Source organism: Sphingomicrobium astaxanthinifaciens, assembly GCF_022865105.1.
Taxonomy (GTDB): Bacteria; Pseudomonadota; Alphaproteobacteria; order Sphingomonadales; family Sphingomonadaceae; genus Sphingomicrobium; species Sphingomicrobium astaxanthinifaciens.
The window spans coordinates 617,794-644,140 of record NZ_JAKNYM010000002.1 but is presented as its reverse complement, the minus strand read 5'-3'; the positions used below and the strand labels follow the sequence as shown (position 1 = coordinate 644,140).

Sequence of the window (26,347 nt, the reverse complement as noted above, 5' to 3'; positions counted from 1 at the left end):
TCAACGGCATATTGTCGGCGCCTCGCGCAAAAGTGGATACGATTTAACTGAAATTTAGCGCCGACTGATCTATGCTGCGCAAATAGGTTCGCGCTCCTCAGCCGCCAAGGTTGGGCCCGCCCGCCAAGGCTGGCGCCGCGCGACACGGCATGAGGCTCGCCCGACGCGGCCGAGGCTCGTACGACGAGGGAGACGCTCGCACGATGAATGCCGAGGTTCCGTTCAACGAGGCCCGCCGCGCCGAGCGGATCGCCATCGAGGCCGAGGTGCGCTCGCGCCACGCCGGCGGCAAGCCCTATCCCACCTCGCTCCGCAACCTGTCGCCGGGGGGCTGCTGCATCGAACTGCCCTACCAGCCCGCGCTGGGGGAGCGGCTGTGGGTGACGCTGCCCGGGCTGCAGCCGCTCGAGGCCGAGGTGTGCTGGACCGACAAGTTCCTCGCCGGCTGCGCGTTCAAGGTCCCCCTCTACCCGGCCGTGTTCGATCACCTGCGCCAACGGATGGGGCGCTGACCCGCGCGCGGGAACCCGCGCGGCCCGCGCGGCCTTGAAGCGACAGGGCGGCTCGCCTAGAGACGCCCGGTACCGCCCCCAAGGCAGCAGCGAGGCTTTCCCGTGACGTCCGACCCGACCGCTCCCAAGATCATCACCCTCATCGGCGGGGGTGGCTTCATCGGCCGCTATGCCGCCGAGCAACTCCTCCGCCACAATGTCCGGCTGCGCATCGCCGAGCGCAACCCCAAGAGCGCGCACACGCTGCAGCCGCTCTCGCGGGTCGGCCAGATCGCGTTGATGCCGGCCAATATCGAACGGCCCGACACGATCGAGGCGGCGGTGGTGGGCGCCGATGCGGTGGTCAATCTCGTCGGCACCTTCGATACCGCCAAGCAGCAGGCACTGCACGTCGAGGGCGCGGCGACCGCGGCGCGGCTCGCGGCGGCGGCGGGGGCCAGCGCCTTCGTCCAGGTTTCCGCGCTCGGCGCCGATCCGCACGGGCCGAGCCATTATGCCAGGACCAAGGCCGAGGGCGAGGAGGCGGTCCGCGCCGCCTTCGCGCAGGCGACCATCCTGCGCCCCTCGACCGTGTTCGGCGCCGAGGACGAGTTCACCAATCGGTTCGCCGGCATGCTCGACCTGCCCGCGACCCCGATCCTCGCGCCCGACACGCGCTTCCAGCCGGTGTTCGTGCGCGACCTCGGCGAGGCGATCGCCAAGGCCGCGCTCGATCCCCGCACCCAGGGGGGCAAGACCTACGAGGTCGCCGGGCCCGAGGCACTCAGCATGCGCGAGCTCAACCACCGCATCGCCGAGATGGCCGGGCGCAAGCCCAATTTCGTCGAATTGCCGCCGGTCATGGGCGACCTGCTGTCGAGCCTCGGCTTCCTGCCCGGCGCGCCGCTCACCAAGGACCAGTGGCTGCTGCTCCAGCGCGACAATGTCGCCACCGGCGCGCATCCGGGCCTCGAGGCGATGGGGATCACGCCCACGCCGATGCAAGCCGTCGCGCCGGCGTGGCTCGAACGCTTCACCCCCGGGGGCCGCTTCGGCCGCGCCGCGCGTCAGGGATAGTCGATGTCCACCACATTGCTCGTCATCATCCTCGGCATCGTCGAGGGGCTGACCGAATATTTGCCCGTGTCCTCGACCGGGCACCTCATTCTCGCCACCGAACTGCTCGGCTTCGATGCCGCCGAATGGGCGGTGTTCAACATCGCCATCCAGCCCGGCGCGATCCTCGCCGTGGTGGTGCTCTACTGGAAGACCTTCTGGGGCGTGCTCAAGGGGCTGTTCAAGGGCTCGAAGGGGGCGTTCGATTTCACCCGCAACATCCTCGTCGCCTTCTTTCCCGCGGTCGCGATCGGGGTGATCTGGGGCGACAGCATCGACAACCTGCTCGAGAATGCGGTGGTGGTGGCATGGGCGCTGATCATCGGCGGGGTCGGCATCCTGCTGGTCGAAAAGCTCGCCAACCCGCCCGCGCGGCCCGACATCCCCGAGGATCAGGTCGGCGGCGCGGTCGCCACCATCGGCTTCAAGCGCTCGCTGCTGGTCGGGCTTGTCCAGTGCCTCGCGATGATTCCCGGCGTCTCGCGCTCGGGGGCGACGATCATGGGCGCGATGGCGTTCGGCATCGACCGCAAGACCGCCGCCGAATTCAGCTTCTTCCTCGCCGTGCCGACGCTGTCGGGCGCGACCGTCTATTCGCTGTGGAAAGCGCGCGACGCGATGGTGGCCGAGGACATGGGCTGGATCGGGCTGGGCGCGCTGGTCAGCTTCTTCGTCGCCTATATCGTGGTCAAGGCCTTCATTTCGATCGTTACCAAAATCGGCTTTGCACCCTTTGCCTGGTATCGTATCGCCGTCGGCGTCGCCGCCCTCTTCTGGCTCGGCGCCATCTGATTTCATCACCGGTCCGGGGGGACTAACCATGCAGAAACTCTTCGCCCTGAGCGCCAGCGCGCTCGCCCTGACCATCGCCAGCCCCGCGCTGGCCGCGCAGGACAGCGGCGTCGAGACCGTCGCGCTCGCGCCCAGCGATGCCAAGATCGAACTCGCGCGCGGCGCGGTCGACATGATCTGGCCCGCGGGCAACACCGAATATGTCGTCGACTATCTGGTCGGCCCCTATGCCGACAAGATGCTCTACACCCCGATCCCGCAGCTGGCCGAGGAATATGGCGTGGTCGAGAGCGCCAAGGCGATCGTCGCGGGCATGAAGGCGCTCGACGCCGAAATGGGTGACGACTTCAACTTCGACGGCATCGAGGAGCTCAGCGACGAACAGATCGAGGCGACCGCCGCGATGTTCATCGCCATGCTCGGCGACAAGTCGGTCGCTTCGATGATCGCCGAGAAGGATGAGCATTTCGACGAGCGCCTGACGATCATCCGCGACGTCCTCGACACCGAACTGCCGCCCCTCGCCGCCGCCTTCGACGGCCCCTTCCGCGATGGCATGGCCCGCGTCTTCGCGCGCCAGTATAGCGAGGCCGAACTGCTCGAACTGGCGGCCTTCGCGGCCACGCCGACGGGGCGCAAGTTCGCGCGCAACTACATGCTGATCGGCTTCCAGCCCGAATATTATCTCGGCCTTCTCGAGGGTCTTCCCGCCGCGCTGCCGGCGATGAAGCCGCTGGCGCAAACGATGACCGCGCGCATGGCGCACCTGCCGCCGATGTTCCCCGAGCCGGCCCCGGCGTGCGAGGATCTCGAGGAAGGTGACGACAGCGAATGCATCGACATGGTCGATGAAGAGGTCGAGGAACAGATGGAAGATGCGGCCGAGGCGCACGACCACGACTAGGCCTCGCCTTCCGACATCCTGGCCGCTCGCCCCGCTGGACGGGGCGGGCGGCCTTTCTTATCAGCAAGCTTGATCGATGTTGCAGCTCTTCCAATTCCCGCTCTGCGCGCATGGCCGCAAGGTCCGTCTCGTCCTCGGCGAGAAGGGCGTGGCGCACGAACTGGTGCGCGAATATCCGTGGGAGCGGCGCGACGAGTTCCTCGACATGAGCCCCGCGGGCGAGACCCCGGTGCTGGTCGATCCGCAGCGCGGTCACGTCCTCATCGGCGCGCAGCCGATCTGCGAATGGGTCGAGGAGACGACCGAGAAGATGGGGATGCTCCAGGGCGGCCCCGAACAGCGCGCCGAGATCCGCCGCCTGTGCGACTGGTTCGACCGCAAGTTCTTCGCCGACGTCGTCGCCCCGCTGCTCGAGGAGCGCATGCTCAAGCGGCTCGTCACCCGCGCCAGCCCCGACACGGTGCGGCTGCGCGACGCGATGCGCGCCGCCAACGGCCATCTCGATTACATGGACTATCTGCTCGACCACCGCCGCTGGCTGGCGGGGCCGAGCCTCAGCCTCGCCGATTTCTCCGCCGCCGCGCAGCTCAGCGTGGTCGACTATCTCGGCGCGCTCGACTGGCGCGGGCACGAACAGGCCAAGACCTGGTATGCGGTGATGAAAAGCCGCCCCTGCTTTCGCCCGCTGCTGGGCGAGCGGATGGAAGGGCTCGCCCCGCCCGCGCACTACGACAAGGTGGACTTCTAGCAGGCGCGCCCAGGCAGGCGGAGCGGCGCGAGCATCGCTTGGTCACCAGCGCGCGAAAGCCGGCCAGCCCGCGATCGCCAATCGACAGAAAAGGAGGGGTCAGGCCGCCCCGCCCCCTCGGGTGCCTACGCCTTGCGCGCGCTCACCAGGTAGTTGAGCCGCAGGTCTTCCGACAAATGGAGCCCCCTTGCGGGCGAGAAGGCGATGCCCTTGGTCTCGATCACCTCCATCCCCAGCTCGGCCAGCATCGCCGCGAGTTCTTCGGGGGGGATGAACATGTCATAGTCGTGGGTCCCCTTGGGGATGCGCCCCGTCCCTTCGGCCAGCGTGATCGTCAGCAGCCGCGACAGCGGGGTCTTGTTGGGGGTCGAGAGGATGAGCAGCCCGTCATCGGCCAGCTTCGACACCAGCGTGGCGAGGAAATCGCGCGGGCTCGCGACATGTTCGATCACTTCCATCGCGGTGACGAGGTCGAAGCGGCCCTCGACGCCGGCGACCTCGCCCGCGACATAGTCGATCGCCAGCCCCTGCCCCGCCGCGTGCACCCGCGCCGCCTCGATCAGCTCCTGCGCGGCATCGACCCCGGTGACGCTCGCCCCCAGCCGCGCGAGCGGTTCGGTGAGCAGCCCCGCGCCGCAGCCAACGTCCATCGCGCGCTTGCCTTCGAGCGGCGCGAAGTCGCATTCGTCGAGCCCGAAATGGCGGTCGAGCTGTTCGCGCACGAATCCCAGCCGCACCGGGTTGAGCTTGTGGAGCATGGCGGACGCGCCCTTCGGGTCCCACCAGTCGCCCGCGAGGCCACCGAAATGCGCGGCCTCGGAGGCCAGGATGCTTGTCTTCGCCATGCCCCCATCCTACCAGCACCGAAACGTTTTGCCACGCGGAGAAAATATGCGGGTCGTGATGAAGTTCGGGGGCACCTCGATGGCGGGGATCGAACGCATCCGCCACGTCGCCCGGCTCGTCGAGCGGCAGGCGGCGAGCAGCGAGACCTGCGTGGTCGTCTCGGCGATGGCGGGCGAGACCGACCGGCTGGTGCAATTTTGCAAGGAAGCCGCCGCGCATCACGACCCGCGCGAATATGACGTGGTGGTGGCGAGCGGCGAACAGGTCACCGCGGGGCTGCTCGCGATGACGCTCCAGAATGCCGGGCTCGAGGCGCGCAGCTTCATGGGCTGGCAATTGCTCGAGGCGAGCGGGGTCCACGGCAATGCGCGGGTCGAGAAGATCGAGAGCGGGGCGCTCGACGGCGCGCTGCGCGCGGGCACCGTCGCGGTCATCCCGGGTTTCCAGGGCCGCACCGAGGAGGGGCGCATCGCCACGCTGGGGCGCGGCGGCTCGGACACCAGCGCGGTCGCCATCGCCGCCGGGCTGCGGGCCGACCGCTGCGACATCTACACCGACGTGGCGGGGGTCTATACCACCGACCCGCGGATCGAGCCGACCGCGCGCAAGCTCGAGGCGGTGGGCGCCGAGGAAATGCTCGAGCTGGCGGGCGCGGGGGCCAAGGTGCTGCAGGTCCGCTCGGTCGGGCTGGCCATCCGCGAGGACATGCCGCTGACGGTTCGCTCCGCCTTCGAGGACGAACCGGGCACCCACATCATCACCAACTGGGAAGAGGCTGACATGGAACGCATCGCCATCTCCGGCATCGCCGCCGACCGCAGCGAGGCGCTGGTCAAGCTCGCCGCGAGCGACCGCCCCGGGCGGCTCGCCGCCGCGTTGCGCGCGCTGGCGAGCGAGGGGCTGTCGGTCGACATGGTCGCGCAAGGGCCCGACAGCCTTCACTTCACCGTGCCCAAGACCAACCTGGCGCGCGCGCTCAAGGCGCTCGACGGCGCCAAGGACGCGATCGGCCAGACCGCCGTCACCAGCGACGACAATGTCGCCAAGGTCAGCGTCGTCGGGGTCGGCATCCGCTCCAATCCCGAGCTTGCCGCCAAGGTCTTCGACGTGCTCGCCGACCGGCAGGTGCCGCTGCTCGCGGCCACGCTTTCCGAACTCAAGGCCAGCGCGCTGGTGCCCGACGAGCAGGTCGACGTCGCGGTCCGCGCGCTGCATGCCGCATTCGAACTGGGGGAATGATCAGATGAGCCACGACAAGCTCGACCGCCTAATGGCGCGCGGGACCGAATTCCTCGGCACCCGCTGGGCCATCATGGGCGGCGCGATGAGCTGGATTAGCGAACGCAACCTCGTCTCCGCGATCTCCAACGCGGGCGGGTTCGGCGTCATCGCCTGCGGGGCGATGCCGCCCGAGCTGCTCGACAAGGAAATCGCCGCGACCAAGGCGATGACCGACAAGCCGTTCGGGGTGAACCTCATCACCATGCACCCCGACATCGACGACCTCATCGACATCTGCGCGCGCCACGAGGTGAGCCACGTCGTGCTCGCGGGCGGGCTGCCGAGCGGCAAGTCGATCGACCGCATCAAGGGCAATGGCGCCAAGCTCATCGCCTTCGCCCCCGCGCTGGCGCTGGCCAAGAAGCTCAAGCGCTCGGGGGTCGATGCGCTGGTCGTCGAGGGGATGGAAGCGGGCGGGCATATCGGCCCCGTCTCGACCAGCGTGCTCGCGCAGGAGATCCTGCCCCACGTCGCCGCCGACATGCCGGTGTTCGTCGCCGGCGGGATCGGGCGCGGCGAGGCGATCGCCGCCTATCTCGAGATGGGCGCGGTCGGGGTCCAGCTGGGCACCCGCTTCGTGTGCGCGCACGAGTGCATCGCGCACGAGAATTTCAAGAAGATGTTCCTGCGCGCCTCCGCGCGCGACGCGGTGCCGAGCGTCCAGATCGATCCGCGGCTGCCGGTGATCCCGGTGCGCGCGCTCAAGAATCGCGAGACCGAGAATTTCTCGGCCAAGCAGCGCGAGGTCGCCGCCAAGCTCGACAGCGGCGAACTCGAGATGGGCGAGGCCCAGCTCCAGATCGAGCATTATTGGGCGGGCGCCCTCAAGCGCGCGGTGATCGACGGCGACGTCGAGAGCGGCAGCGTCATGGCCGGCCAGTCGGTCGGGATGGTCAAGCGCGAGGAGCCCATCGCCGACATCGTGAAGGAACTGGTCGACGAGGCCGCTGCCGCGCTGTCCAACCGGGGCTAGTCGGCGGCGGGCGCGGTGATGATCGGCGGCGCGGAGGCGTCGAGCTTCTCGCGATAGAGCGCCTCGAGCGCCCCGCGTCGCCGCGCCGCAGCATTGAGCAGGTCGTAGCGCGAGACAATCAGCCGCGCGACCTTGTCGGCATCGGCCTCGCTGAGCGGGGTCGGGAGCCGGAGTTCCATCGCCTTGAGCTGGAGGCGGATCGTCTCGTAGGCGCCGAAAGCCGCCGTGTAGCGGGCCATGGCATCTCGTGCCTCGCGGATGTCGGCATCACTGCTGTCGGCGTCGAGCGCGCGGACCGCCCGTCGCGCCTGGGCTTCGGCCGTCGCCAGCGCCATCCCGAGGCGGGTGCCTTCTTCCCCGAGCGCGTCGTGCATCGCTTCGACCTGCGCATCGTCCCACGCGATCACCGGCGGCGGCGTGGGCGGGATCAGGGCAAGGCTGGCGGCGCAGAGACAGCATGACAACAAGGCGATACTCCCCACATCAACCGTGGCGAGCCTTAGCGGCATCGAGGCGGTTGTCGAGCCGCCGAGGAGGGTGGCCGTAGAGCCGCCGATCCGTCGCGTCGCGAAGCGGCCGCGCCTACGGCCGCTTGGCCTCGACCGCGCGCAGCTGGCCCGCGAGGCGCGGCAGGATGGCCCGCTCGCGCTCCACCCGTTCGGCGAGATGGCCGACCAGCACCCGCGCATCGTGCCGGAAATTGGTGAAGTCGCTGATCGCGCTGCCCGCGTCGGCATAGCGGCGCGCGAAGCGCTCGATCGTCGCGGCGACCGCTTCCCCCTCCTCGGCCGCGGCGCGCGCCAGCCGCGCCAGTGCGGCGTCGTCGCGCGCCTGCGCACGGGCGCGCGCGGCGATGTCGGCGCGCGCGAGCTGCAGCCGGATCAGCGTCAGCAGCCGCGACAGCCGCAACCCGAAGAGATGCGCGTCCTGGTCGGCCTGGAAGCGATCGACCGCGCCGAGCAGGTCGCTCGACAGCCGCTCGAGCTCCGCGGTCGGGCAGGGGAACACGATTCCCGCCGGATCGGCGCCCGCTTGCGGCGGCACGGCCGGGACCGTGACCGCGTCGGGGCGGGTCGATCGGGCGATGGAAAGTCATCGGCAACATCCTCTTGCTGGGGGCTCGATCGTGCCCGCTGCGGGGGGAGCGAGGCCAGCGCGATCGCCACCGATTCGGACCCGAAACCCCCGCTTTCCTCCCCGCTCCCGACCTGCTAGCGCTTGGCGCATGGTCGAAAGCGCCGCCTTTGCCGCCCGCGAAATCCTCACCGGCCTCCACGCCGTCATGGCCGCCCGCGGCAGCGCGCAGGCCAAGCTCGACAAGGTGGTCGACATCATCGCCGAGGCGATGGAGAGCGAGGTGTGCTCGATCTATGTCCTCAAGGAGGGGCATCTCGAGCTGTTCGCGACCCACGGGCTCAACCGCGAAGCGGTGCACAAGACCCGGCTCGAGATGGGCGAGGGGCTCGTCGGCACGATCGCCGAGCAGATGCTCATCCTCAACCTCGAGGAAGCCAGCCGCCACCCGCAATTCGCCTTCCGCCCCGAGACCGGGGAGGAGCATTTCCACTCCTTCGCCGGGGTGCCGATCGTGCGGCGCGAGACCCCGATCGGGGTGCTCACCGTGCAGCACGAGGACAGCCGCAAGTATCTCGAGGTCGAGATCGAGGCGCTGCAGACGGTGGCGATGGTGCTCAGCGAACTGCTCGCCTCGGCGGGGCTCGCCGACGGCACCAAGGGGCGCGCGCGCGACACCGGCGCGCAGCAACTCGCGGGGTTGAAGCTGGTCACCGGGATGGCGCGCGGCCGCGCCGTCTTCCACCAGCCCAAGGTCACCGTCGAGCATACCGTCGCCGAGGACATCGAGGCCGAGCGCGCGCGCGTCTACGCCGCCTTCCGCAAGATGCGCGAGCAGATCGACGCCAATATCCGCGATGCCGAATTCGGTACCGGGGGCGAGCATCACGAGGTGCTCGAGACCTACAAGATGTTCGCCTATGACGAGGGCTGGAGCCGCCGCATCAACGAGGCGATCGACAGCGGGCTGACCGCCGAGGCGGCGATCGAGCGGGTCCAGCAGCGCACCCGCGCGCGGATGCAGGAGATCGACGACCCGTTGCTCAAGGAGCGGATGCACGATCTCGAGGACCTGTCGAACCGGCTGCTGCGCATCGTCTCGGGGCGCGTCGGCACCGCGGCCCAGACCGGGCTGCAGGAAGACACCATCCTGATCGCGCGCAACCTCGGGCCCGCCGAACTGCTCGATTACGACAAGCGGCGGCTCAAGGGCATCGTCCTGCAGGAAGGCTCGCTGACCGCGCACGTCACCATCGTCGCGCGCGCGATGGGGGTGCCGATGGTCGGCAAGATCGAGGACATCCGCCATATCGCGGCGGAGGGCGACGAGATCCTCGTCGACGGCGACCACGCCACCATCACCGTGCGGCCCGAACCGCGCGAGCGCGACGCGTTCGACGAGCGCATGGCGATGACGCAGGCGCGCCGCGCCGAATTCGCCGCCAACCTCGAAAAGCCCGCCGAGACCGTGGACGGGCAGCAGGTCGAGCTGATGGTCAATGCCGGGCTCGCCGAGGATGCCGATCACCTCGACACCGTCGGCGCCGCGGGGATCGGGCTGTTCCGGACCGAGTTCCAGTTCCTCGTCGCCGCCACGCTGCCGGGGCGCGAGAGCCAGTACAAGCTCTACAAGACGGTGCTCGCGGCGGCCGGCGACAAGCCCGTCGTGTTCCGCACCATCGACATCGGTGGCGACAAGGCGCTGCCTTATCTCGACGAGAAGGACGTGGCCGAGAACCCGGCGATGGGGTGGCGCGCGCTGCGCCTCAGCCTCGATCGCAAGGCACTGATGAAGGCGCAGGCGCGGGCGCTCATCGAGGCCGCCGCCGGGCGTCACCTCAAGGTGATGTTCCCGATGGTCTCCGAGCCGTGGGAATATGAAGAGGCGCGCGCGCTGTTCGAGGACCAGATCGCCTGGCTGCGCGGCCAGAAACGCTTCCTGCCGACGGTGGTCGAATATGGCGCGATGCTCGAGGTCCCCGCGCTGGCCGAGATGCTCGACCAGCTCCTGCCACGGGTCGATTTCCTGTCGATCGGCACCAACGACCTCACCCAGTTCCTCTTTGCCGCCGATCGCGGCGACCCGCGGCTGGCCGACCGCTACGACTGGCTCAGCCCCGCGATCCTGCGCTACCTGCGGCGGATCATCGCGCAATGCGACGCGCATTCGACCCCGGTGCGGATCTGCGGCGAGATGGGCGGGCGCACGCTCGAGGCGATGGCGCTGGTCGGCATCGGGCTGCGCCGCTTCTCGATCACCCCCGCCGCGATCGGCCCGATCAAGGCGATGATCCGCTCGCTCGACGCGGGCAAGGTGGCGCAGCAGATGGATGAGCTGCTCGCCGACCCGCCCCGCGACATGCGCCGCGCGCTGTCGAGCTGGGCGAGCGAGCAGGGCGTGATCCTCGACTGACCGCCCCGCCATGGTGGTTGACAAGGGGGGGCGAACCGCCTTCTTTCGAAGCCGATCGGGACAAGGGGTGGACGGACATGGACGAGACCGACAACGACATCAGCGCGGCCGACGCGGGCACTCCGGTGGGCGAGCAGTTGCGCGCCGCGCGCGAGGACAAGGGGCTCAGCCTCGAGGAGCTGGCGCGCGACAGCCGCATCCCCCAGCGCCACCTCGAAAACCTCGAGGCCGGCATCTGGTCCAAGCTGCCCGCCGCCACCTATTCGGTCGGCTTTGCCAAGACCTATGCCGAGGCGGTCGGGCTCGACCGCGAGGCGATCGGCAACCAGGTCCGCGCCGAGATGGGGGCGTGGCAGCCGCCCACCGCGCATGTCGGCGCCTATGAAGTCGCCGACACCTCGCGCGGGATGCCGCGCTGGGTGATCGTCGTCGCCGCCGCCGCGGTGATCGGCGCGATCCTGCTGTTCAGCTGGATGAACGATCGCCGCCTCGCCGCCGAAGAGGAAGCCGCCGAAGCGGTCGCCGAGGCCGAGCCCGCCGAGGTCACCCCCGCGGTGGCCGATCCGGCGCCCCCCGAGGGCCCGGTGCGGCTGATCGCCACCGACGAGGTCTGGCTGCGCGTGCGCGATGGCGATGATCGGCTCTACGAGGGGCTGATGACCCGCGGCGAGGACTATCTGGTGCCCGCCAGCGCGAGCGCGCCCACGCTCGAGACCGCGCGCCCCGAGGCGCTGCGCGTCACGGTGGGCGACACCGACATCGTCCAGCTCGGCCCCGACAGCGAACGCGTGCGCGATGTCTCGCTGCTCGCGAGCGACCTGCTCGAACGCGGCACTCGCGCGGCACCGACGGGCAGCGCGCCGGCGCGCCAGACGAGCGCCGCCGCGCCGCGGCCGACCGCCAGCACCACCACCACCCGCACCGCCGCTACCCAACGCCCGCAGCGCAGCGCGCCCCGGCCGACCACCCAACGCGCGCCCGCGGCCGAGGCGGAGGCGGAACCGACGAGCGCACCGGCGCCGGCGGCCGCGGCGCCGACCCCCGCCCCCGCGCCGGCCGACGACGCCGCTGGCGTCGACGAGGGTGATGGCGATGGCGGCGCCGCCTAGTTCATCGTGCCGCAAGGCGCGCCCTGCGAGCCTCGCGACCGCGACCTTACCCACCAAGATCCAGGGATTCCCGATGCACCGTTTTCTTCTCAGCCTCTGTGCGCTGCTCCTCCTTACCCAGCCCGCCTACGCGCAGGACCGCGACCGCGCGCGCGAGCGCGAGAACCGCGACCGCATCGAGCGGCTCGAGCGGCAGGTTCGCCAGGTCCAGCGCCGCGTCTACCCCGACGGTCCTCCCGCCGATACCGCCGGCTTCTATGACGAACCGGTCGCCACGCGGCAGTCGGTCGACATCATGACCGGGCGCATCGAGGCGCTCGAGCGGCAGGTCACCACGCTCGTCCGCCAGTCGGAGGAGGCACAATTCCGCCTCGGGCAGATGGAGGCCGACGTCGCGCGGCTGCGCGCCACCGTCGAGGAGCTGCGCAGCGCGCCGCCGCCCCCCGCCCCGACCCCGATGGTCGAGACCCCGGCCGCGCCCGATGACGCGCTGTCGGGCGGGGCCGACGCGGGCGCCGTGGCCGCCGCGCCCCCGCCCGCCGCGGCGCGCCCCGTCGCGGTGATCCCGATCACCGATCCCGTCCGGCTCGCCGATGGCGAAGAGGCCTATAACGTCGGTTTCCGGCTGTGGGACGCGGGCGATTTCGACGGTGCGATCCGCCAGCTCGACGCGATGATCGCGCAATATCCGGGCCACCCCAAGCTGAGCTGGGCGCGCAACCTCAAGGGGCGCGCGCTGCTCGACGCCAACCGCCCGCGCGAGGCCGCCGAGGTGCTGCTCGCCAACTATCGCGGCGACGAGACCGGCGAGCGCGCTGCCGACAGCCTCTATTTTCTCGGGCAGGCGCTGATGCGCCTCAACCAGCCGTCGCAGGCCTGCCGGGTCTACGACGAACTCGAGGACGTCTATGGCGGCGCGATGCGCTCCTTCCTCGCCGAACGGCTGCCCGCGGCGCGGGCCGCGGCGCGCTGCGACGGCTAAGCCGCGCCGGGGTCCGGCAGCGATGCGCCCGCCGCCCCTGCCCGCCGACCGCGTCGACCGACTGCGCCGCGCGCTCGCGCGGCTGGTGCCCGCCGACGCCCCGCTCGGGATCGCCGTTTCGGGCGGCGCCGACAGCCTTGCGCTGCTGCTGCTGGCGCAGGCGGCCCGCCCCGAGCGGCTCGCCGCGGTCACGGTCGACCATCGCCTCCACCCCGACAGCGCGCACCACGCCGAGGCCGTCGCCGCGGCCTGCCGCGCGCGCGGCATCGCGCATGACACCCTCGCCGTCGACTGGCCCGACGGGCCGCCGGCGCGCAATGTCGAGGCCGCCGCGCGCGCGGCGCGCTATGCGCTGATCGAGGAGTGGGCGCGGCGCCGCGGGATCGGCCATGTCGCCACCGCCCACCACGCCCGCGACCAGGCCGAGACGATGCTGATGCGGCTCGCCCGCGGCGCCGGCCTGCCGGGGCTCAGCGCGATCCGCGAGCAGCGCGCGCTCGGCGAGGCGGTGCGGCTCGTGCGTCCCGTGCTGGCATGGCCGCGCGCCGAGCTGCGCGAGGTCGTCGGTACCGCCGGGCTGGCGGTGGTCGAGGACCCGATGAACGATGAGGCGCGCTTCGACCGCGTGCGGCTGCGCCGCGCGCTCGACGCCGCCGGGTTCGCCGACGAGGCGCAATATGCCGCCAGCGCGCGGCATCTCGCCGAGGCCGAGGAAGCGCTCGACCATGTCGCCCGCGAATTGTTCGAGGCGCGCGCGCGCGCGCAGCAAGGGGGGTGGCTGATCGAACGCCCCGCCGCACTCCCGCGCGAGCTGCGCCGCCGCCTGCTCCTCCTCGGCATGGCCGCGCTCGGGCAGCCCGCCCCGCGCGGCCCCGACCTCGCGCGCGCGATGGAACGGCTCGCCGCCGGCGAACCCGCGAGCCTCGGCAAGCTCCTGCTGCGCCCGCGCGGCGCGCACTGGCACCTCGCCCCCGCCCCGCCGCGGCGCGCCGGCGAAGGGGGCTGAAAAGCCGCTCCCGACCAAACCCCTTATTGTCGCCGCCCTCCCGCGTCCCTATCTTGACCGGGAAAACCCCCGTTTCATCAAGGCTTACCCATGGACCCGAACACGCCCCAACCGCCTGAAAATCCGCGCAATCCGTGGATGCGAAGCCTCGTCATCTGGCTCGCGATCATCTTCGGGCTCATCCTCTTCGTGCAGGCCCTGTCGGGCGACAGCGCCGCCAATGCGGGCGAGAAGCTCCCTTATTCGGACTTCATCGAACGGGTCGAGGAGGGCGAGATCCGCGCGGTCACGATCAGCCCGCGCAGCGACGGCTCGAGCCTCGTGTCGGGCGAGCTCGACGGCGCGCGCTTCACCACCGATTCGCCGCCCGATGCGCGGCTCTCCGACCGCCTCCTTGACAATGGGGTGGCGGTCTCGGTCCAGCCCGCCGAGCAGGCCAGCCTGTGGCAGCTGATCCTCGTCAACTCGCTGCCCTTCCTCCTCATCCTCGGCATCAGCTTCTTCGTGCTGCGCCAGATGCAGAAGAATTCGGGCGGGGGCGCGATGGGTTTCGGCAAGTCCAAGGCCAAGATGCTCAACGAGGCCAAGGGCCGCGTCACCTTCGAGGATGTCGCGGGCATCGACGAGGCGCGCGAGGAGCTGCAGGAAATCGTCGAATTCCTCAAGGATCCGGGCAAGTTCGCGCGCTTGGGCGGCAAGATCCCCAAGGGCGCGCTGCTCGTCGGCTCCCCGGGTACAGGTAAGACTCTCCTCGCCCGCGCCATCGCGGGCGAAGCGGGCGTGCCCTTCTTCACCATCTCGGGGAGCGACTTCGTCGAGATGTTCGTCGGCGTCGGCGCCAGCCGCGTGCGCGACATGTTCGAACAGGCCAAGAAGAACGCGCCCTGCATCATCTTCATCGACGAGATCGACGCGGTCGGGCGCCATCGCGGCGCCGGGCTCGGCAACGGCAATGACGAGCGCGAGCAGACGCTCAACCAGCTGCTCGTCGAGATGGACGGCTTCGATGCCAACGAGGGCATCATCATCATCGCCGCCACCAACCGCCCCGACGTGCTCGACCCCGCGCTGCTGCGTCCGGGTCGTTTCGACCGCCAGGTCGTCGTCCCGCGCCCCGATATCGAGGGCCGCGAGAAGATCCTCCACGTGCACATGCGCAAGGTGCCGCTGGCGCCCGACGTCGACGCGCGCGTCATCGCGCGCGGCACGCCGGGCTTCTCGGGCGCCGACCTTGCCAACCTCGTCAACGAGGCCGCGCTGCTGGCCGCGCGCAAGGGCAAGCGGCTCGTCGCCATGGCCGAGTTCGAGGAGGCCAAGGACAAGGTCATGATGGGCGCCGAGCGGCGCAGCATGGTGATGACCGAGGACGAGAAGAAGATGACCGCCTATCACGAGGCGGGGCACGCCATCGTCGCGCTGCACGAACCCGCATCGGACCCCATCCACAAGGCGACCATCATCCCGCGCGGGCGCGCGCTCGGCATGGTCATGCGGCTGCCCGAACGCGACAGCTACAGCTATCACCGCGACAAGATGCACGCCAACATGGCGGTGGCGATGGGCGGGCGCGTCGCCGAGGAAATCATCTTCGGCTACGACAAGGTCTCGTCGGGCGCCAGCGGCGACATCCAATATGCCACCAAGCTCGCGCGCGACATGGTCACCCAGTGGGGCATGTCCGACGAGATGGGCCCGATCCAGTACGAGGAGCAGCAGGGCGAGACCTTCCTCGGCTATTCGCAGAGCCAGGGCATGAACGTCAGCCAGGAGACCGCGCAGCGGATCGACCGCGAGATTCGTGCGCTGGTCGAAAAGGGCTATGCGCGCGCCAAGCAGGTCCTCACCGACCATGGCGACGAGCTCGAGACGCTGGCGCAGGCGCTGCTCGAATATGAGACGCTCACCGGCGACGAGATCAAGACGCTCCTCGAGGGCGGCACGATCGATCGCGGCGGCCCGAGCGCGCCCGCGATCCCGGTCGCGGGCAGCTCGATCCCCAAGGCGGGGCGTCCCAAGCCGCTCGGCGGTCCCGCGACCGCCTGAGGCAGCAGCACCGATCGTCTAAGGAGGGCGGTCCGTGGACGGGCCGCCCTCTTGCTATCCCACGGCGCCGATCAGGAGCATCAGGACGAGGAAGAGGACGAGCGTCACCAGCGCGAAGAGCGCGAGGAGGACCGTGCGCAGCAGCGCCGAAAGCCGCCCGAGCCCGTAGGCTCCCTTGAGCTGGCGGTACATGTGGAGCGGCGGGACCAGCAGGATCGGCACGATCAGCCAGTCGGCCCCCGGCGCAGCCCGCGCGAGCAGGCTGATCGTCACGGTGAAGAGCATCATGAAGCTGATCGAATAGGTCACGAAGACGGCGTGGTGATACATGCCGAAGCGCTTGGTGAGGGGGAACAGGAGCCACAGGAAGGGCAGCGAGAGCGGGATCAGCAGCCAGCTCAGCTTGTAGGCCTTGGTCTGCACCTTGTAGAGAAACAGGCTCGGATTCTCGCTCAGCGCCTCGAATGAAGCGGCGGTCGTCAGGCCGTTGAGAAACGATTCGAGAGGACCGCTATCGACGGGCGCGACGAGCGTGTCGCCCTCGCTCGCAGCGGCATCGACCGGCGCCCGTTCGGGATCGGGTTTGCCCTCGAGTTCGCGCAGTCGGCGCTGGGTCGCGGCAAGCTCGGCTCTCACCCCGGTGCGCGCGCCGCTGGCACCGGGATAGTCGTCGCCCGCCATGTCCTCCAGCGTCTGTTCGAGCGAGGCGACGCGGCTCTCGGCCTCCGCGACGGTCTCGATGTCGGCGGCGCTGGCCCCGATCCGCACATCGTCCGCATCGACATCGCCGACCGAGACGACCAGCGCGAACATCGCCACCACGGTGAAGAGGTAGAGCGCGATCGGGCTGATGTAGCGCGCGCGCTTGCCCGCGACGTAATCGCGCGTTAGTTCGCCCGGCCGCCAGACGAGTCTGGGCAGCGTGCGCCAGAACTTGCCGTCGAGGTGGAGGACGCCGTGGACGATGTCGTGGAGCAGCCCCGACAGGGTGAAATGCACCTCGGCCTTCTGTCCGCAGCAGTGGCAATAGGCCCCCTCGAGCGCGCAGCCGCAATTGAGGCATCGCCCCGATTCCGCCGCAGCGGCAGCTTCGCCATGCCCCGGCTCGAGCGCACGCGCGGCTCCCGCGCCGCCCGCCGTCTCGCCGATCGCGCCCAGTTCCTCGCCCGTCATCGTCCGTCCCCCACTGCTCGCCCGGGCATAACCCGCCACGCTGGCCCCCGCCAAGACCCCATGCTAGCGCATCGCGCATGGCACGGATCGGGCTTCTGGGGGGCAGCTTCAACCCCGCGCATCGCGGGCATCGGCAGGCGAGCCTCGGCGCGCATCGCGCGCTCGGGCTCGACGCGGTGTGGTGGCTGGTGAGCCCGGGCAACCCGCTCAAGCCCAAGGCGGGGATGGCGCCCTATGCGGCGCGGCTCGCCTCGGCGCGGGCGATGGCGCGCCGCGCCCCGATCCGCGCCAGCGACTTCGAGGCGCGGGTCGGCACCCGCTACACCGTCGACACGCTGCGCGCGCTGCGGCGCCACTATCCGCAGCACCACTTCATCTGGCTGGTCGGCGAGGACATCATCGGCGAATTCCATCGCTGGAAGGACTGGCGCACGATCGCCCGCATGCTGCCGATTGCCGTGATGACCCGTCCGGGCTATAAGGGAGGGGCCCGGGCGGCACGCGCCATGGGTTGGCTGCGGCACTTCGTCCGATCCGCAGACCAGGCGCAGCACTGGACGGACTGGAAGGCACCGGCAATCACGTTCCTGACGCTTGCCCCCGACCCGACTTCCGCAACGAGCCTGCGCGCGCGCCATCCCGACTGGCACGAGGACTATTCACCAGCGCCCGAAGCGACCGCGAGGCAGCGGTCGTAACCCATGAGGAGAGACCTTGCCCGAGCTAGAGACCATGGCCGCCACCGTCCCCACCCCGCCCGTGAAATCTGACGATCCCGATGCGCTGCATGCGCTCGTGATGCAGCTGCTCGACGACGAGCAGGCGCAGGACGTGGTCTCGATTCCGCTCGCGGGCAAGAGCTCGATCGCCGATCACATGGTGATCGCGTCGGGCCGTTCGACCCGGCAGGTCGCCGCGATCGCGCAGAAACTGGCCGAGAAGGTCAAGGGCGCCGAGGGGGTCACACCGCGGATCGAGGGGCTGCCGACCGCCGACTGGGTGCTGATCGATGCGGGCGACGTGATCGTCCACCTGTTCCGCCCCGAGGTGCGCAGCTTCTACAACCTTGAACGGATGTGGGCCTTCGGCGACGACGCCGGCGAAGCCTGACCGTCCGACCCGAGGCGCCGCGCCCATGCTGCTTCACATCATCGCGCGCGGCAAGATCGCCCGCACGCCCGAGGGCGAGCTGGTCGACCGCTATCTCAAGCGGATCGGCTGGAAGGTGAAGCATAGCGAACTGCCCGAGACGGGCGGGGTGGTGCCCGCGCCCAAGGCGACGCCGGCGCGCACCGTCGTGCTCGACGAGACCGGCAAGCCGCTGTCCTCCACCGCCTTCGCGACCCTCCTCGGGCGCTGGCGCGACGAGGGGGTGCGCGAGACGCGGTTCCTCATCGGCGCGGCCGACGGGCACGCGCCCGAGGTCAAGGCCGAGGCCGACCTGCTCTACAGCTTCGGCGCGGCGACCTGGCCGCACCTGTTGTGCCGCGCGATGCTCGCCGAGCAGCTGTTCCGCGCCACCGCGATCCTCGCGGGGCACCCCTATCACCGCGAGGGCGCCCGATGAGGCGGCGCCGCGAGGCGCGCGGATGAGACCGCTCCTTGCCGCGCTGCTGCTTGCCGCGCTCGCCGGCCAGTCGCTCGCCGCCCCGCCGCCGAGCGCGCAGACGCGGCTCGACCGGGTCCGGGCCGAGGCGCGCGAGGCCGAGGCGCGGGCGGCGCAGCTGGCACGCCAGGCGAGCGCCGCCGAGGACAAGGCCGCGGCGATGGTGCGTCGGCGCCAGACCATCGCCGCGCGGATCGAGGCGGCCGAGGCACGGCTGGCGGTGGCGCGGATCGAACAGGGCACGCTCGCGGCCGCCGCGGACGAACTGCGCGCCGACCTCGAGGCCCGGCAGGCGCCCGCCGCCGCGCTGCTCGCGGGTCTGGCCAGCCTGTCGCGGCGTCCCCCGATCCTCACGCTCGCCGATGCGCGCTCGATCGACGAGCTGATCGCCACGCAGGCGGTGATCGAAGCGGTGGTCCCGCTGATCGAGGCGCGCACGCTCACGCTGCGCGCGCGGCACGCCGAGCTCGACGCGCTGGTGCGGGGGCAGGCCGAGCGCACCGCCGCGATCGCCGCCGAGCAGGCGCGGCTGGCGCAGGACGAGCGCGCGCTCGCCGCGCTCCAGCAGGAAAGCCTCGCCGCCGCGCAGGCGCTCGGCATCGCCGCCAGCCGGGCCGATGCGCGCGCCATCGCCGCGCGCGAGCAGGGCGCCGAGCTCGCCGATGCGGCAACGCGCGAGGCCTTTACCGCCGAGATCGCCGCGGCGCTCGCGGGCTACGCGCCCGCGCCGCCCGCGCCCGCCGATCTCGCGCGCACGGCCGCGCCCGCGACGGTTCCCCCGTTCCGCTACCGCCTGCCCGCGCGCGCGCGCGTGACCGCGGGGCTCGGCTCGCTCACCCCCGACGGGGTCCGCGCGCGCGGGCTCACGATGGCGCTCGGGCGCGGCAGCGTGGTGCGCGTGCCCGCCGATGGCGAGATCGCCTTCGCGGGGCCGTTCCGCGGGCGCGACGGCATCGTCATCATCGACCATGGCGCGGGCTGGTTCAGCCTCATCGCCAACGTCGCGACCGACCACGAGCCGGGCGACCGCGTCCGGCGCGCCGACGCGCTCGGGCGCGCGCTCGGCCCGATCGGGGTCGAGCTGTGGCACGGGCAGCGCCCGGTCAGCCCCGCCCTCATCGCAGGTTCATCCTGATTCTGGTTCAACTGCACGCCTAATCGCGGTAGGATCGAGCGCCCGGCCCGCGCGTTGGTCCGGACCGCAACAACAAGGACACTGCCATCGTGAAGCGCCTGCGCCCGCTCGCCACCGCCCTCATTCCCGCCGCCGCGATCATCGGCGTGGCGACGATCATGCCGGGGCTCGAGCGCCCCGCCGAGGCGCAGAACGAGGAGACCTACCGCGAGCTCGAGAATTTCCTCTCGGTGTTCGAGCGGGTGCGCGCCAACTATGTCGAGGAGGTCAGCGACGCCGACCTCATCCGCGGCGCGATCGAGGGCATGCTCTCGAGCCTCGATCCGCACAGTTCCTATCTCACCGCGGCCGACTTCGCGACGATGCGGCTGTCGACCGACGGCGAATATGGCGGGCTCGGGCTGACCGTCACCAACCGCGACGGCGCGGTCTTCGTCATCGCCCCGACCGAGGACACCCCCGCCGATCGCGCCGGCATCAAGGCGGGCGACTATATCACCCATATCGACGATGAACTGCTGTTCGGGCTCAGCCTCGACGAGGCGGTCGCCAAGATGCGCGGCGAACCCGGCACCGAGGTGATACTGACGATCGTGCGGCCCGGGCGCACCGAGCCCTTCGACGTCGCGGTCAAGCGCGAGATCATCGACCTCAAGCCGGTCAAGTGGGAAGTCGACGGCGATGTCGGCATCATCAACATCAACCAGTTCTCCGCCCCCACCGCCGAGGGGGTCGCCGCCGCGATCCGCGGCATCGACCGCGCGATCGGCGGCGACGGCCCGGTCGGCTATGTCGTCGACCTGCGCGCCAACCCGGGCGGGCTGCTCAACCAGGCGGTCGAGGTCACCGACCTCTTCCTCGACCGCGGCGAGATCGTGTCCGAGCGCGGGCGCGACCCCGCCGACATCGATCGCTTCTACGCCACCAAGGGCGACCTCACCGGGGGCAAGCCGGTGATCGTGCTGATCGACGCGGGCTCGGCCTCGGCCTCCGAGATCGTCGCGGGCGCGCTGCAGGACCATCGCCGCGCGGTGGTGATGGGCGAGACCAGCTTCGGCAAGGGCAGCGTCCAGACCATCATCCAGACCGGCGAGACGAGCGCGCTGCGGCTCACCACCGCGCGCTATTACACCCCCTCGGGGCGCAGCGTGCAGGCGGGCGGCATCGAACCCGATATCGTGGTGCCCCAGCTGTCCGATCCCGACCGCCTCAACCGGCCGCGGCTGCGCGAGGCCGACCTGCGCCGCCACCTCGTCGCGCAGGCCGGGGTCGAGGATGCGGTGCTCGAGGACGACAGCGCGCCCGATCCGCGCTTCCTCGCGACCCCCGCCGAGCTCGAGGAAGCCGGGATCGAGGACTTCCAGCTCCATTATGCGATCGAGACGCTCGAGCGGTTGAACCGGCGTCCGCAGCGCGTGGCGTCGGCGCGCTGATGCTCGCGCCCGCCCGCCCCCGCTCGCCGCTGCTCGACCTGCGCACCGCGCATGGGCTCGCGCTGCTCGTGCCCGCCGCGCTGCTCGCCGGCGCGATCGGCTCGCAGCTGATCGGCGGGCTGGTGCCGTGCGAGATGTGCATCTGGCAGCGCTGGCCGCATGCGATCGCGATCGCGCTGGCGCTGCTCGCCATCCCGCTCGCCCGGCTGCGCCGCCCGCTCGTCCTCCTTGCCGGGCTCGCCATCGCGGTCTCGGGGGGCATCGGCGTCTACCATGCCGGGGTCGAGCTCGGATGGTTCGAGGGCCTGACCCGCTGCGCCTCGAACAGCGGCGGCACGCTGGCCGAGCTTGTCAGCGCCCCGGTGGTGCGCTGCGACAGCGTGCAATGGTCGCTGCTCGGCATCTCGATGGCGGGGTGGAACGCGATTCTCTCGCTCGCCGCCGCGGGGCTCGTCCTCGTCGGCGGCATGAAAGGCCGCGCATGAGCAGCAACTGGCGCCCCGGCGACCCGCGCCCCGATACCCACGCCATGATCCGCGTCGACCAGGCGGGCGAATATGGCGCCACCCGCATCTATGCCGGCCAGCTCGCGGTGCTCGGCGAGGACAGCCGCGCCGCGCATGCCATCGCGCACATGGCGGCGCAGGAAGAGGCGCACCTCGCGCGCTTCAACGAACTGATGGCGCAGCGCCGCGTGCGCCCCACGCTGCTCCAGCCCTTCTGGAACGTCGCCGGCTTCGGGCTGGGCGCGGTCACCGCGCTGATGGGCGAAAAGGCGGCGATGGCGTGCACCGACGCGGTCGAGACCGAGATCGACAAGCATTATGAGGAGCAACTCGCCCAGCTCGGCGCCGACGACCCCGAGCTGTCGGGCGATATCCGCCGTTTCCAGGCCGAGGAGCTCGAACATCGCGAGACCGCGCGCGAACATGGCGCGCAGGAGGCCCCCGCCTATCCGCTGATGACCGCCGCGATCCGCGCCGGTTGCCGCCTCGCCATCGCCCTGTCCAAACGCATCTGAGCGACCCGCTCCCCCCCTCGCGCGTTGAGGGATCGAAAGGAAGACCCGAGCCATGACCAAGAGCCTCCTGCCCGTCCTCGCCGTCGCCGCGCTGGCGCCGCTGATCGCCCCCGCCGATGCCGCCGCGCAGGCACGCGACCGGACCGTCACCCGCATCGTCGTGTTCGGCGACGATCCCTGCCCGCGCTCGACCGACGACAATGTCGTCGTCTGCGCGCGCAAGCCCGACAGCGAACGCTACCGCATCCCCGAGGAACTGCGCGAGACCGGCAGCCGGCAGGAAAGCCAGAGCTGGGCGGTCAACGCGCGCTATCTCGAGACGGTCAACGAGACCGGCATCCAGCAATGCTCGCCGGTCGGCCCCGCCGGGCAGCTCGGCTGCCTCGAGAAGCTGATCGAGCGCAGCGGCGAGGAGCGGGTCGAGATCGACGAGGAACTGGTCGTCCCCGAATAGGGCGGCGAACCGCCCCGGACCGCCCCCGAGCGCCCCCGACCGCCTCGCTAAGTGGGCGCGCCTAGCCCGCCTGCTCGGCCGCGATCCACGCCCGCACATTGCCCTCGAGCACGTCGAGCGGGACCGCCCCCGAGCCGAGCACCACGTCGTGGAAGCGGCGCAGGTCGAAGTCGCGCCCCAGCGTCTCCTCGGCCAGCGTGCGCAACTCGCGGATCTTCAGCTCGCCGATCTTGTAGGCGAGCGCCTGCCCCGGCCATGAAATGTAGCGGTTGACCTCGGCCTCGATATTGGCGGGGCTGAGCGCGGTATTGTCGAGCATGTAGGCGATCGCCCGGTCCTTGCTCCACCCCTTGGCGTGGATCCCGGTGTCGACCACCAGCCGGGTCGCGCGCCACATCTCGTAGGACAGGCGCCCCATCTCCTTGGCGGGGGTGTCGTAAAGCCCCATCTCGATCCCGAGCCGCTCCGAATAGAGCCCCCAGCCCTCGACAAAGGCGGTGAAGAAGAGATTGCGGCGCCAGTCGGGCTGGTCGATCTCCTGCGCCAGCGCGATCTGGTGGTGATGCCCCGGCACGCCCTCGTGCACGGTCAGCGCGGGCACCTCCCACAAGGGCCGCTGGTCGAGCTTGGAGGTGTTGACGTAATAGAGCCCCGCGATGCCGTTCTGCGGGCTGCCCGGGTTGTAATAAGCGGTGGTGGTGCCGGGCGCGATCTCGGCGGGGATCTCGGCGAGCCCGTAGGGCAGCCGCGGCAGCACGGTGAAGAGCGTCGGCATCAGCCCGTCGATCTTCTTCGCCTCGCGCGCCACGTAGCGCATCAGCTCCTCGGGCGTCTCGGCGTAATAGACGGGGTTGGTGCGCAGGTCCTCGATGAAGGCCTCGCGCGTCTCGAACCCGGCCTCGGCGGCGACCGCTTCCATCTCGGCGCGGATGCGCGCGACTTCGGACAGCCCGATCTGGTGGATCTCGTCGGGGGTCAGCTCGGTCGTGGTCATCAGCCGCGCGCGATAGGCGTAATAGGCCGCCCCGCCCGGCTGCGCCGACACGCCCACCGCCTCGGCGCAATGGGGCAGATAGTCCTCCTCGAACCAGGCAAGCTGGCGGTCGTAGGCGGCGCGCAATTCGCCGTCGATCAGCGCCGCCGCACGCGCCTGGTAGCGCGCCCACTCGCCGTCATCGATGAAGTCGGGGCGCTCGCCCGCGAAGGGGCCGTAGAGGCGGCTCGTCGTGACGTCCTCGCCGATCACCCCCGAGATGGTCGCGGCATAGCCGTCGAGCACGGTGCAGGGCAGGACATAGCCCCCCTCCACCGCCGCGTCGGCGACCGCGATCGCCTGCTCGTTCTGCGCCGGATAGGCGGCGAGGCGCTTGAGGTAATTGTCGTAGTCCTCGGCGCTGCGGAAGGTGAGGTTGTTGGCCAGCCCGGCAATGCTCTGGTGCCAGCCCGAGCGGTTGGTGAAGTTGATCAGCCGCTGGCCATATTGCGCCCCCTCGATCGCGGTCTCGAGATCGCGTTCGAGGATCGCCTTGTTGACGCGGTCGCGCTCGGTGAGTTGCTCGCCCGGGATCGCGCGCAGCCGGGCGAGGAAGAATTCGCTGGTCCGGGTGCGCTCGTCCATCGCCTCGAGGCTCATGTCGGTCAGCCGGTCGTCATGATCCTTGACCCCGACCGAGGAGGCGAGCGTGGGATATTGCTCGAGCTGCCACTGCCAATAACGCTCGGTGAGCGCGTCATAGTCCTCCTGCGGGCCCGCCAGCGCCGGGGTGGCGGCGGTGGTGGCGAGCAAGGCGGCGGCGAGCATGAGGCGCATGGGTCTGTCTCCTGTGTTTCGGCGCTGAAACTAGGCCGAAGCGTGGCCCGCTGTCGATGAATTTTCGCCGCTATGTCGGCTGCGAGTCTTTCGTTCGCGCGCGCGAGAACGTATAGCGAACAGATGGCACGGCTCGACACCCAGCAAAAGCTCGGCATCCTCGCCGACGCGGCCAAATATGACGCCAGCTGCGCGAGCAGCGGGGCGAAGGGGCGCGACAGCCGGTCGGGCAAGGGGATGGGGTCGACCACCGGCACCGGCATCTGCCACGCCTATGCCCCCGACGGGCGCTGCATCAGCCTCCTCAAGATCCTGCTTACCAACAGCTGCATCTTCGACTGCCATTATTGCATCAACCGCAAATCCTCGAACGTGCGCCGCGCGCGCTTCACCGCGCAGGAGGTCGTCGACCTCACGCTCAGCTTCTACAAGCGCAACTATATCGAGGGGCTGTTCCTCTCGAGCGGCATCATCAAGTCGTCCAACTATACGATGGAGCAGCTGGTCGAGGTCGCGCGCTGCCTGCGCGAGGATCACGACTTTCGCGGATATATCCATTTGAAGACGATCCCCGACGCCGATCCCGACCTGATCGAGGCGGCGGGGCGCCACGCCGACCGCGTCTCGATCAACGTCGAGCTGCCGACCCGCTCGGGGCTCGAGCGGCTCGCGCCCGAGAAGGACGAGGATCGCATCCACGGCGCGATGGGCGAGATGCAGCACCATATCCTCGATGCCAAGGACGCGCGCCGCCGCTACCGCCACGCGCCGCGCTATGCGGCGGGGGGACAGTCGACGCAGATGATCGTCGGCGCCGACGGCGCCAACGACGGCGCGATCGTCAACCGCGCGCGCGGGCTCTACGACAATTTCGGCTTGCGCCGCGTCTATTACAGCGCCTTCTCGCCGATCCCCGACCCCAGCGCGGTGCTCCCGCTGAAACGCCCGCCCCTGATGCGCGAGCACCGCCTCTACCAGTCCGACTGGTTGATGCGCTTCTACGGCTTCTCGCCCGAGGAAGTGGTCGCCGCGACCGACGAGCAGGGCATGCTCCCGCTCGACATCGACCCCAAGCTCGCCTGGGCGCTCAAGTTTCGCGAGGCGTTCCCGGTCGACGTCAACCGCGCCTCAAAGGAGCAGCTGCTGCGTGTCCCCGGGCTCGGGACCAAGGCGGTGGGGCGCATCCTCACCTCGCGCCGGCACCGTCGGCTGCGGCTCGACGATATCGCCCGACTAACCGTTTCGGTAAAGAAGGTGCGGCCTTTCATAACCTGTGTCGGCTGGTCGCCGAGCCTGCTCACCGACCGCGCCGACCTCAAGGCGCTGCTCCTCCCGCCTCCCGCTCAACTCGGCCTGTTCGACCCCCCTGCCCCAAAGGCTGCCTGAACTCGCGGTGCCCGCGACGCGTTGGTGGGGGGAAGAGCAGACAGGAGTATTCGATGAGCAACCAGACCATCTTCAAGCGCCTAAAGAAGGATCACGAAAAGCATCGCGAGCTGCTGAACCGGATCGAGACGATGACCGGCGAAAGCGAGGAGCGGCGCACCTTGTTCAACAATTTCCGCACCGAGGTGACCGCGCACGCCGCGGCCGAGGAGGAAACGCTCTATTCGACCATGCTCGAGGATCCCGAGCTGCGGCACGACGGGCAGCACAGCGTCGCCGAGCATCACGAACTCGACGAACTGATGGCCGAACTGGCCGACATGCCGATGACCGATGCCGCGTGGACGCAGAAGTTCAAGAAGCTCCAGCACGACTATCTTCATCATATCGATGAGGAAGAGGCCGACATGTTCCCCGCCGCCAAGGAGGAATTGTCCACGAGCGAAGCCAAGGAGCTCGGCGAGAAGTTCGAGGAGCGCAAGCCCGAGGAATATGCGCGCGCGCTCGAAGGCAAGGACATGGAAGACAATCGGGAATAATCCCGCTGTGGC

The 26,347-nt window shown here is 70.2% G+C and carries 26 protein-coding genes and 1 pseudogene; 22 read left to right on the top strand and 5 right to left on the bottom strand.

Annotated features, from left to right (window positions below):
• Positions 1-203 precede the first annotated feature (203 nt).
• The 5 genes from L8951_RS06980 (at position 204) to L8951_RS06960 (ending at position 4,051) form a co-directional block, all read left to right on the top strand.
• Positions 204-512 carry a PilZ domain-containing protein gene (locus tag L8951_RS06980; RefSeq protein ID WP_244382275.1) on the top strand — a complete coding sequence of 103 codons (309 nt, stop codon included), beginning with the start codon at positions 204-206 and terminating at the stop codon, positions 510-512.
• A gap of 102 nt (positions 513-614) precedes the next feature.
• Positions 615-1,568 (top strand): complex I NDUFA9 subunit family protein, encoded by a 954-nt coding sequence (locus tag L8951_RS06975; protein WP_244382274.1) that lies wholly within the window; start codon positions 615-617, stop codon positions 1,566-1,568.
• Positions 1,569-1,571: 3 nt separating this feature from the next.
• Positions 1,572-2,399: an undecaprenyl-diphosphate phosphatase gene (locus L8951_RS06970; RefSeq protein ID WP_244382273.1), complete on the top strand. Its 828-nt coding sequence runs from the start codon at positions 1,572-1,574 to the stop codon at positions 2,397-2,399.
• Between the two features lie 28 nt (positions 2,400-2,427).
• Entirely contained in the window at positions 2,428-3,303 is an 876-nt protein-coding gene (locus tag L8951_RS06965) for a DUF2059 domain-containing protein (protein ID WP_244382272.1), read from the top strand.
• A 76-nt stretch (positions 3,304-3,379) separates the two neighbouring features.
• The gene (locus L8951_RS06960) at positions 3,380-4,051 is read left to right on the top strand and encodes a glutathione S-transferase family protein (protein WP_244382271.1); all 672 of its coding nucleotides are present in this window, start codon (positions 3,380-3,382) and stop codon (positions 4,049-4,051) included.
• A 125-nt stretch (positions 4,052-4,176) separates the two neighbouring features.
• Here L8951_RS06960 and ubiG read toward each other — a convergent pair whose 3' ends face one another.
• The gene (gene ubiG, locus L8951_RS06955; RefSeq protein ID WP_244382270.1) at positions 4,177-4,896 is read right to left on the bottom strand and encodes a bifunctional 2-polyprenyl-6-hydroxyphenol methylase/3-demethylubiquinol 3-O-methyltransferase UbiG; all 720 of its coding nucleotides are present in this window, start codon (positions 4,894-4,896) and stop codon (positions 4,177-4,179) included.
• Positions 4,897-4,954: 58 nt separating this feature from the next.
• On the opposite strand from ubiG, the gene L8951_RS06950 reads away from it, so the two are divergent.
• Positions 4,955-6,136: an aspartate kinase gene (locus L8951_RS06950; RefSeq protein WP_244382269.1), complete on the top strand. Its 1,182-nt coding sequence runs from the start codon at positions 4,955-4,957 to the stop codon at positions 6,134-6,136.
• Between the two features lie 4 nt (positions 6,137-6,140).
• Positions 6,141-7,151 (top strand): NAD(P)H-dependent flavin oxidoreductase, encoded by a 1,011-nt coding sequence (locus L8951_RS06945; RefSeq protein WP_244382268.1) that lies wholly within the window; start codon positions 6,141-6,143, stop codon positions 7,149-7,151.
• On the opposite strand, the gene L8951_RS06940 is transcribed toward L8951_RS06945, so the two are convergent.
• Together L8951_RS06940 and L8951_RS06935 are read right to left on the bottom strand one after the other, a co-directional pair.
• Positions 7,148-7,633 (bottom strand): hypothetical protein, encoded by a 486-nt coding sequence (locus L8951_RS06940; RefSeq protein WP_244382267.1) that lies wholly within the window; start codon positions 7,631-7,633, stop codon positions 7,148-7,150. The genes L8951_RS06945 and L8951_RS06940 overlap by 4 nt on opposite strands.
• Positions 7,634-7,733: 100 nt before the next feature.
• Positions 7,734-8,195 carry a hypothetical protein gene (locus tag L8951_RS06935; protein WP_244382266.1) on the bottom strand — a complete coding sequence of 154 codons (462 nt, stop codon included), beginning with the start codon at positions 8,193-8,195 and terminating at the stop codon, positions 7,734-7,736.
• A 181-nt stretch (positions 8,196-8,376) separates the two neighbouring features.
• On the opposite strand from L8951_RS06935, the gene ptsP reads away from it, so the two are divergent.
• The 5 genes from ptsP (at position 8,377) to ftsH (ending at position 15,778) form a co-directional block, all read left to right on the top strand.
• Positions 8,377-10,638, top strand: a complete 2,262-nt coding sequence (gene ptsP / locus L8951_RS06930; RefSeq protein ID WP_244382265.1) for a phosphoenolpyruvate--protein phosphotransferase — start codon at positions 8,377-8,379, stop codon at positions 10,636-10,638.
• A gap of 77 nt (positions 10,639-10,715) precedes the next feature.
• Positions 10,716-11,747 carry a helix-turn-helix domain-containing protein gene (locus tag L8951_RS06925; protein ID WP_244382264.1) on the top strand — a complete coding sequence of 344 codons (1,032 nt, stop codon included), beginning with the start codon at positions 10,716-10,718 and terminating at the stop codon, positions 11,745-11,747.
• Between the two features lie 73 nt (positions 11,748-11,820).
• Complete coding sequence (locus L8951_RS06920; RefSeq protein WP_244382263.1) at positions 11,821-12,729, top strand: tetratricopeptide repeat protein; 909 nt, start codon at positions 11,821-11,823, stop codon at positions 12,727-12,729.
• Positions 12,730-12,751: 22 nt separating this feature from the next.
• Positions 12,752-13,735 carry a tRNA lysidine(34) synthetase TilS gene (tilS, locus tag L8951_RS06915; RefSeq protein WP_244382262.1) on the top strand — a complete coding sequence of 328 codons (984 nt, stop codon included), beginning with the start codon at positions 12,752-12,754 and terminating at the stop codon, positions 13,733-13,735.
• Positions 13,736-13,873: 138 nt separating this feature from the next.
• The gene (ftsH, locus tag L8951_RS06910) at positions 13,874-15,778 is read left to right on the top strand and encodes an ATP-dependent zinc metalloprotease FtsH (RefSeq protein ID WP_244382261.1); all 1,905 of its coding nucleotides are present in this window, start codon (positions 13,874-13,876) and stop codon (positions 15,776-15,778) included.
• Between the two features lie 54 nt (positions 15,779-15,832).
• Here the strand turns inward: ftsH and L8951_RS06905 are convergent, their stop codons facing one another.
• Positions 15,833-16,990 (bottom strand): DUF3667 domain-containing protein, encoded by a 1,158-nt coding sequence (locus tag L8951_RS06905; protein WP_244382260.1) that lies wholly within the window; start codon positions 16,988-16,990, stop codon positions 15,833-15,835.
• Positions 16,991-17,004: 14 nt separating this feature from the next.
• Here L8951_RS06905 and L8951_RS06900 point away from each other — a divergent pair.
• The 8 genes and pseudogenes from L8951_RS06900 to L8951_RS06865 form a co-directional block, all read left to right on the top strand.
• Positions 17,005-17,649: pseudogene (locus tag L8951_RS06900) on the top strand (nicotinate-nucleotide adenylyltransferase); the annotation flags it as partial.
• Between the two features lie 34 nt (positions 17,650-17,683).
• A complete protein-coding gene (gene rsfS / locus L8951_RS06895; RefSeq protein ID WP_244383209.1) occupies positions 17,684-18,061 on the top strand; it encodes a ribosome silencing factor in 378 nt (125 codons plus the stop codon).
• 25 nt (positions 18,062-18,086) lie between these two features.
• Positions 18,087-18,518, top strand: a complete 432-nt coding sequence (locus tag L8951_RS06890) for a 23S rRNA (pseudouridine(1915)-N(3))-methyltransferase RlmH (protein WP_244382258.1) — start codon at positions 18,087-18,089, stop codon at positions 18,516-18,518.
• A 22-nt stretch (positions 18,519-18,540) separates the two neighbouring features.
• On the top strand, positions 18,541-19,692 hold the full coding sequence (locus tag L8951_RS06885; RefSeq protein WP_244382257.1) for a murein hydrolase activator EnvC family protein: 1,152 nt from the start codon (positions 18,541-18,543) through the stop codon (positions 19,690-19,692).
• A gap of 158 nt (positions 19,693-19,850) precedes the next feature.
• Positions 19,851-21,125 carry a S41 family peptidase gene (locus L8951_RS06880; protein ID WP_244383208.1) on the top strand — a complete coding sequence of 425 codons (1,275 nt, stop codon included), beginning with the start codon at positions 19,851-19,853 and terminating at the stop codon, positions 21,123-21,125.
• On the top strand, positions 21,125-21,610 hold the full coding sequence (locus L8951_RS06875; RefSeq protein ID WP_244382256.1) for a disulfide bond formation protein B: 486 nt from the start codon (positions 21,125-21,127) through the stop codon (positions 21,608-21,610). Before L8951_RS06880 ends, L8951_RS06875 begins: the two co-directional genes overlap by 1 nt.
• The gene (locus L8951_RS06870; protein ID WP_244382255.1) at positions 21,607-22,146 is read left to right on the top strand and encodes a demethoxyubiquinone hydroxylase family protein; all 540 of its coding nucleotides are present in this window, start codon (positions 21,607-21,609) and stop codon (positions 22,144-22,146) included. The genes L8951_RS06875 and L8951_RS06870 overlap by 4 nt, the downstream gene beginning before the upstream one ends.
• A 52-nt stretch (positions 22,147-22,198) precedes the next feature.
• On the top strand, positions 22,199-22,600 hold the full coding sequence (locus L8951_RS06865; RefSeq protein WP_244382254.1) for a hypothetical protein: 402 nt from the start codon (positions 22,199-22,201) through the stop codon (positions 22,598-22,600).
• 61 nt (positions 22,601-22,661) lie between these two features.
• On the opposite strand, the gene L8951_RS06860 is transcribed toward L8951_RS06865, so the two are convergent.
• A complete protein-coding gene (locus L8951_RS06860; RefSeq protein ID WP_244382253.1) occupies positions 22,662-24,410 on the bottom strand; it encodes a DUF885 domain-containing protein in 1,749 nt (582 codons plus the stop codon).
• Positions 24,411-24,533: 123 nt separating this feature from the next.
• Here L8951_RS06860 and L8951_RS06855 point away from each other — a divergent pair, with 123 nt between their 5' ends.
• Entirely contained in the window at positions 24,534-25,796 is a 1,263-nt protein-coding gene (locus L8951_RS06855; protein ID WP_244382252.1) for a putative DNA modification/repair radical SAM protein, read from the top strand.
• 53 nt (positions 25,797-25,849) lie between these two features.
• The gene (locus tag L8951_RS06850) at positions 25,850-26,335 is read left to right on the top strand and encodes a hemerythrin domain-containing protein (RefSeq protein WP_244382251.1); all 486 of its coding nucleotides are present in this window, start codon (positions 25,850-25,852) and stop codon (positions 26,333-26,335) included.
• The last annotated feature ends 12 nt before the right edge of the window (positions 26,336-26,347 follow it).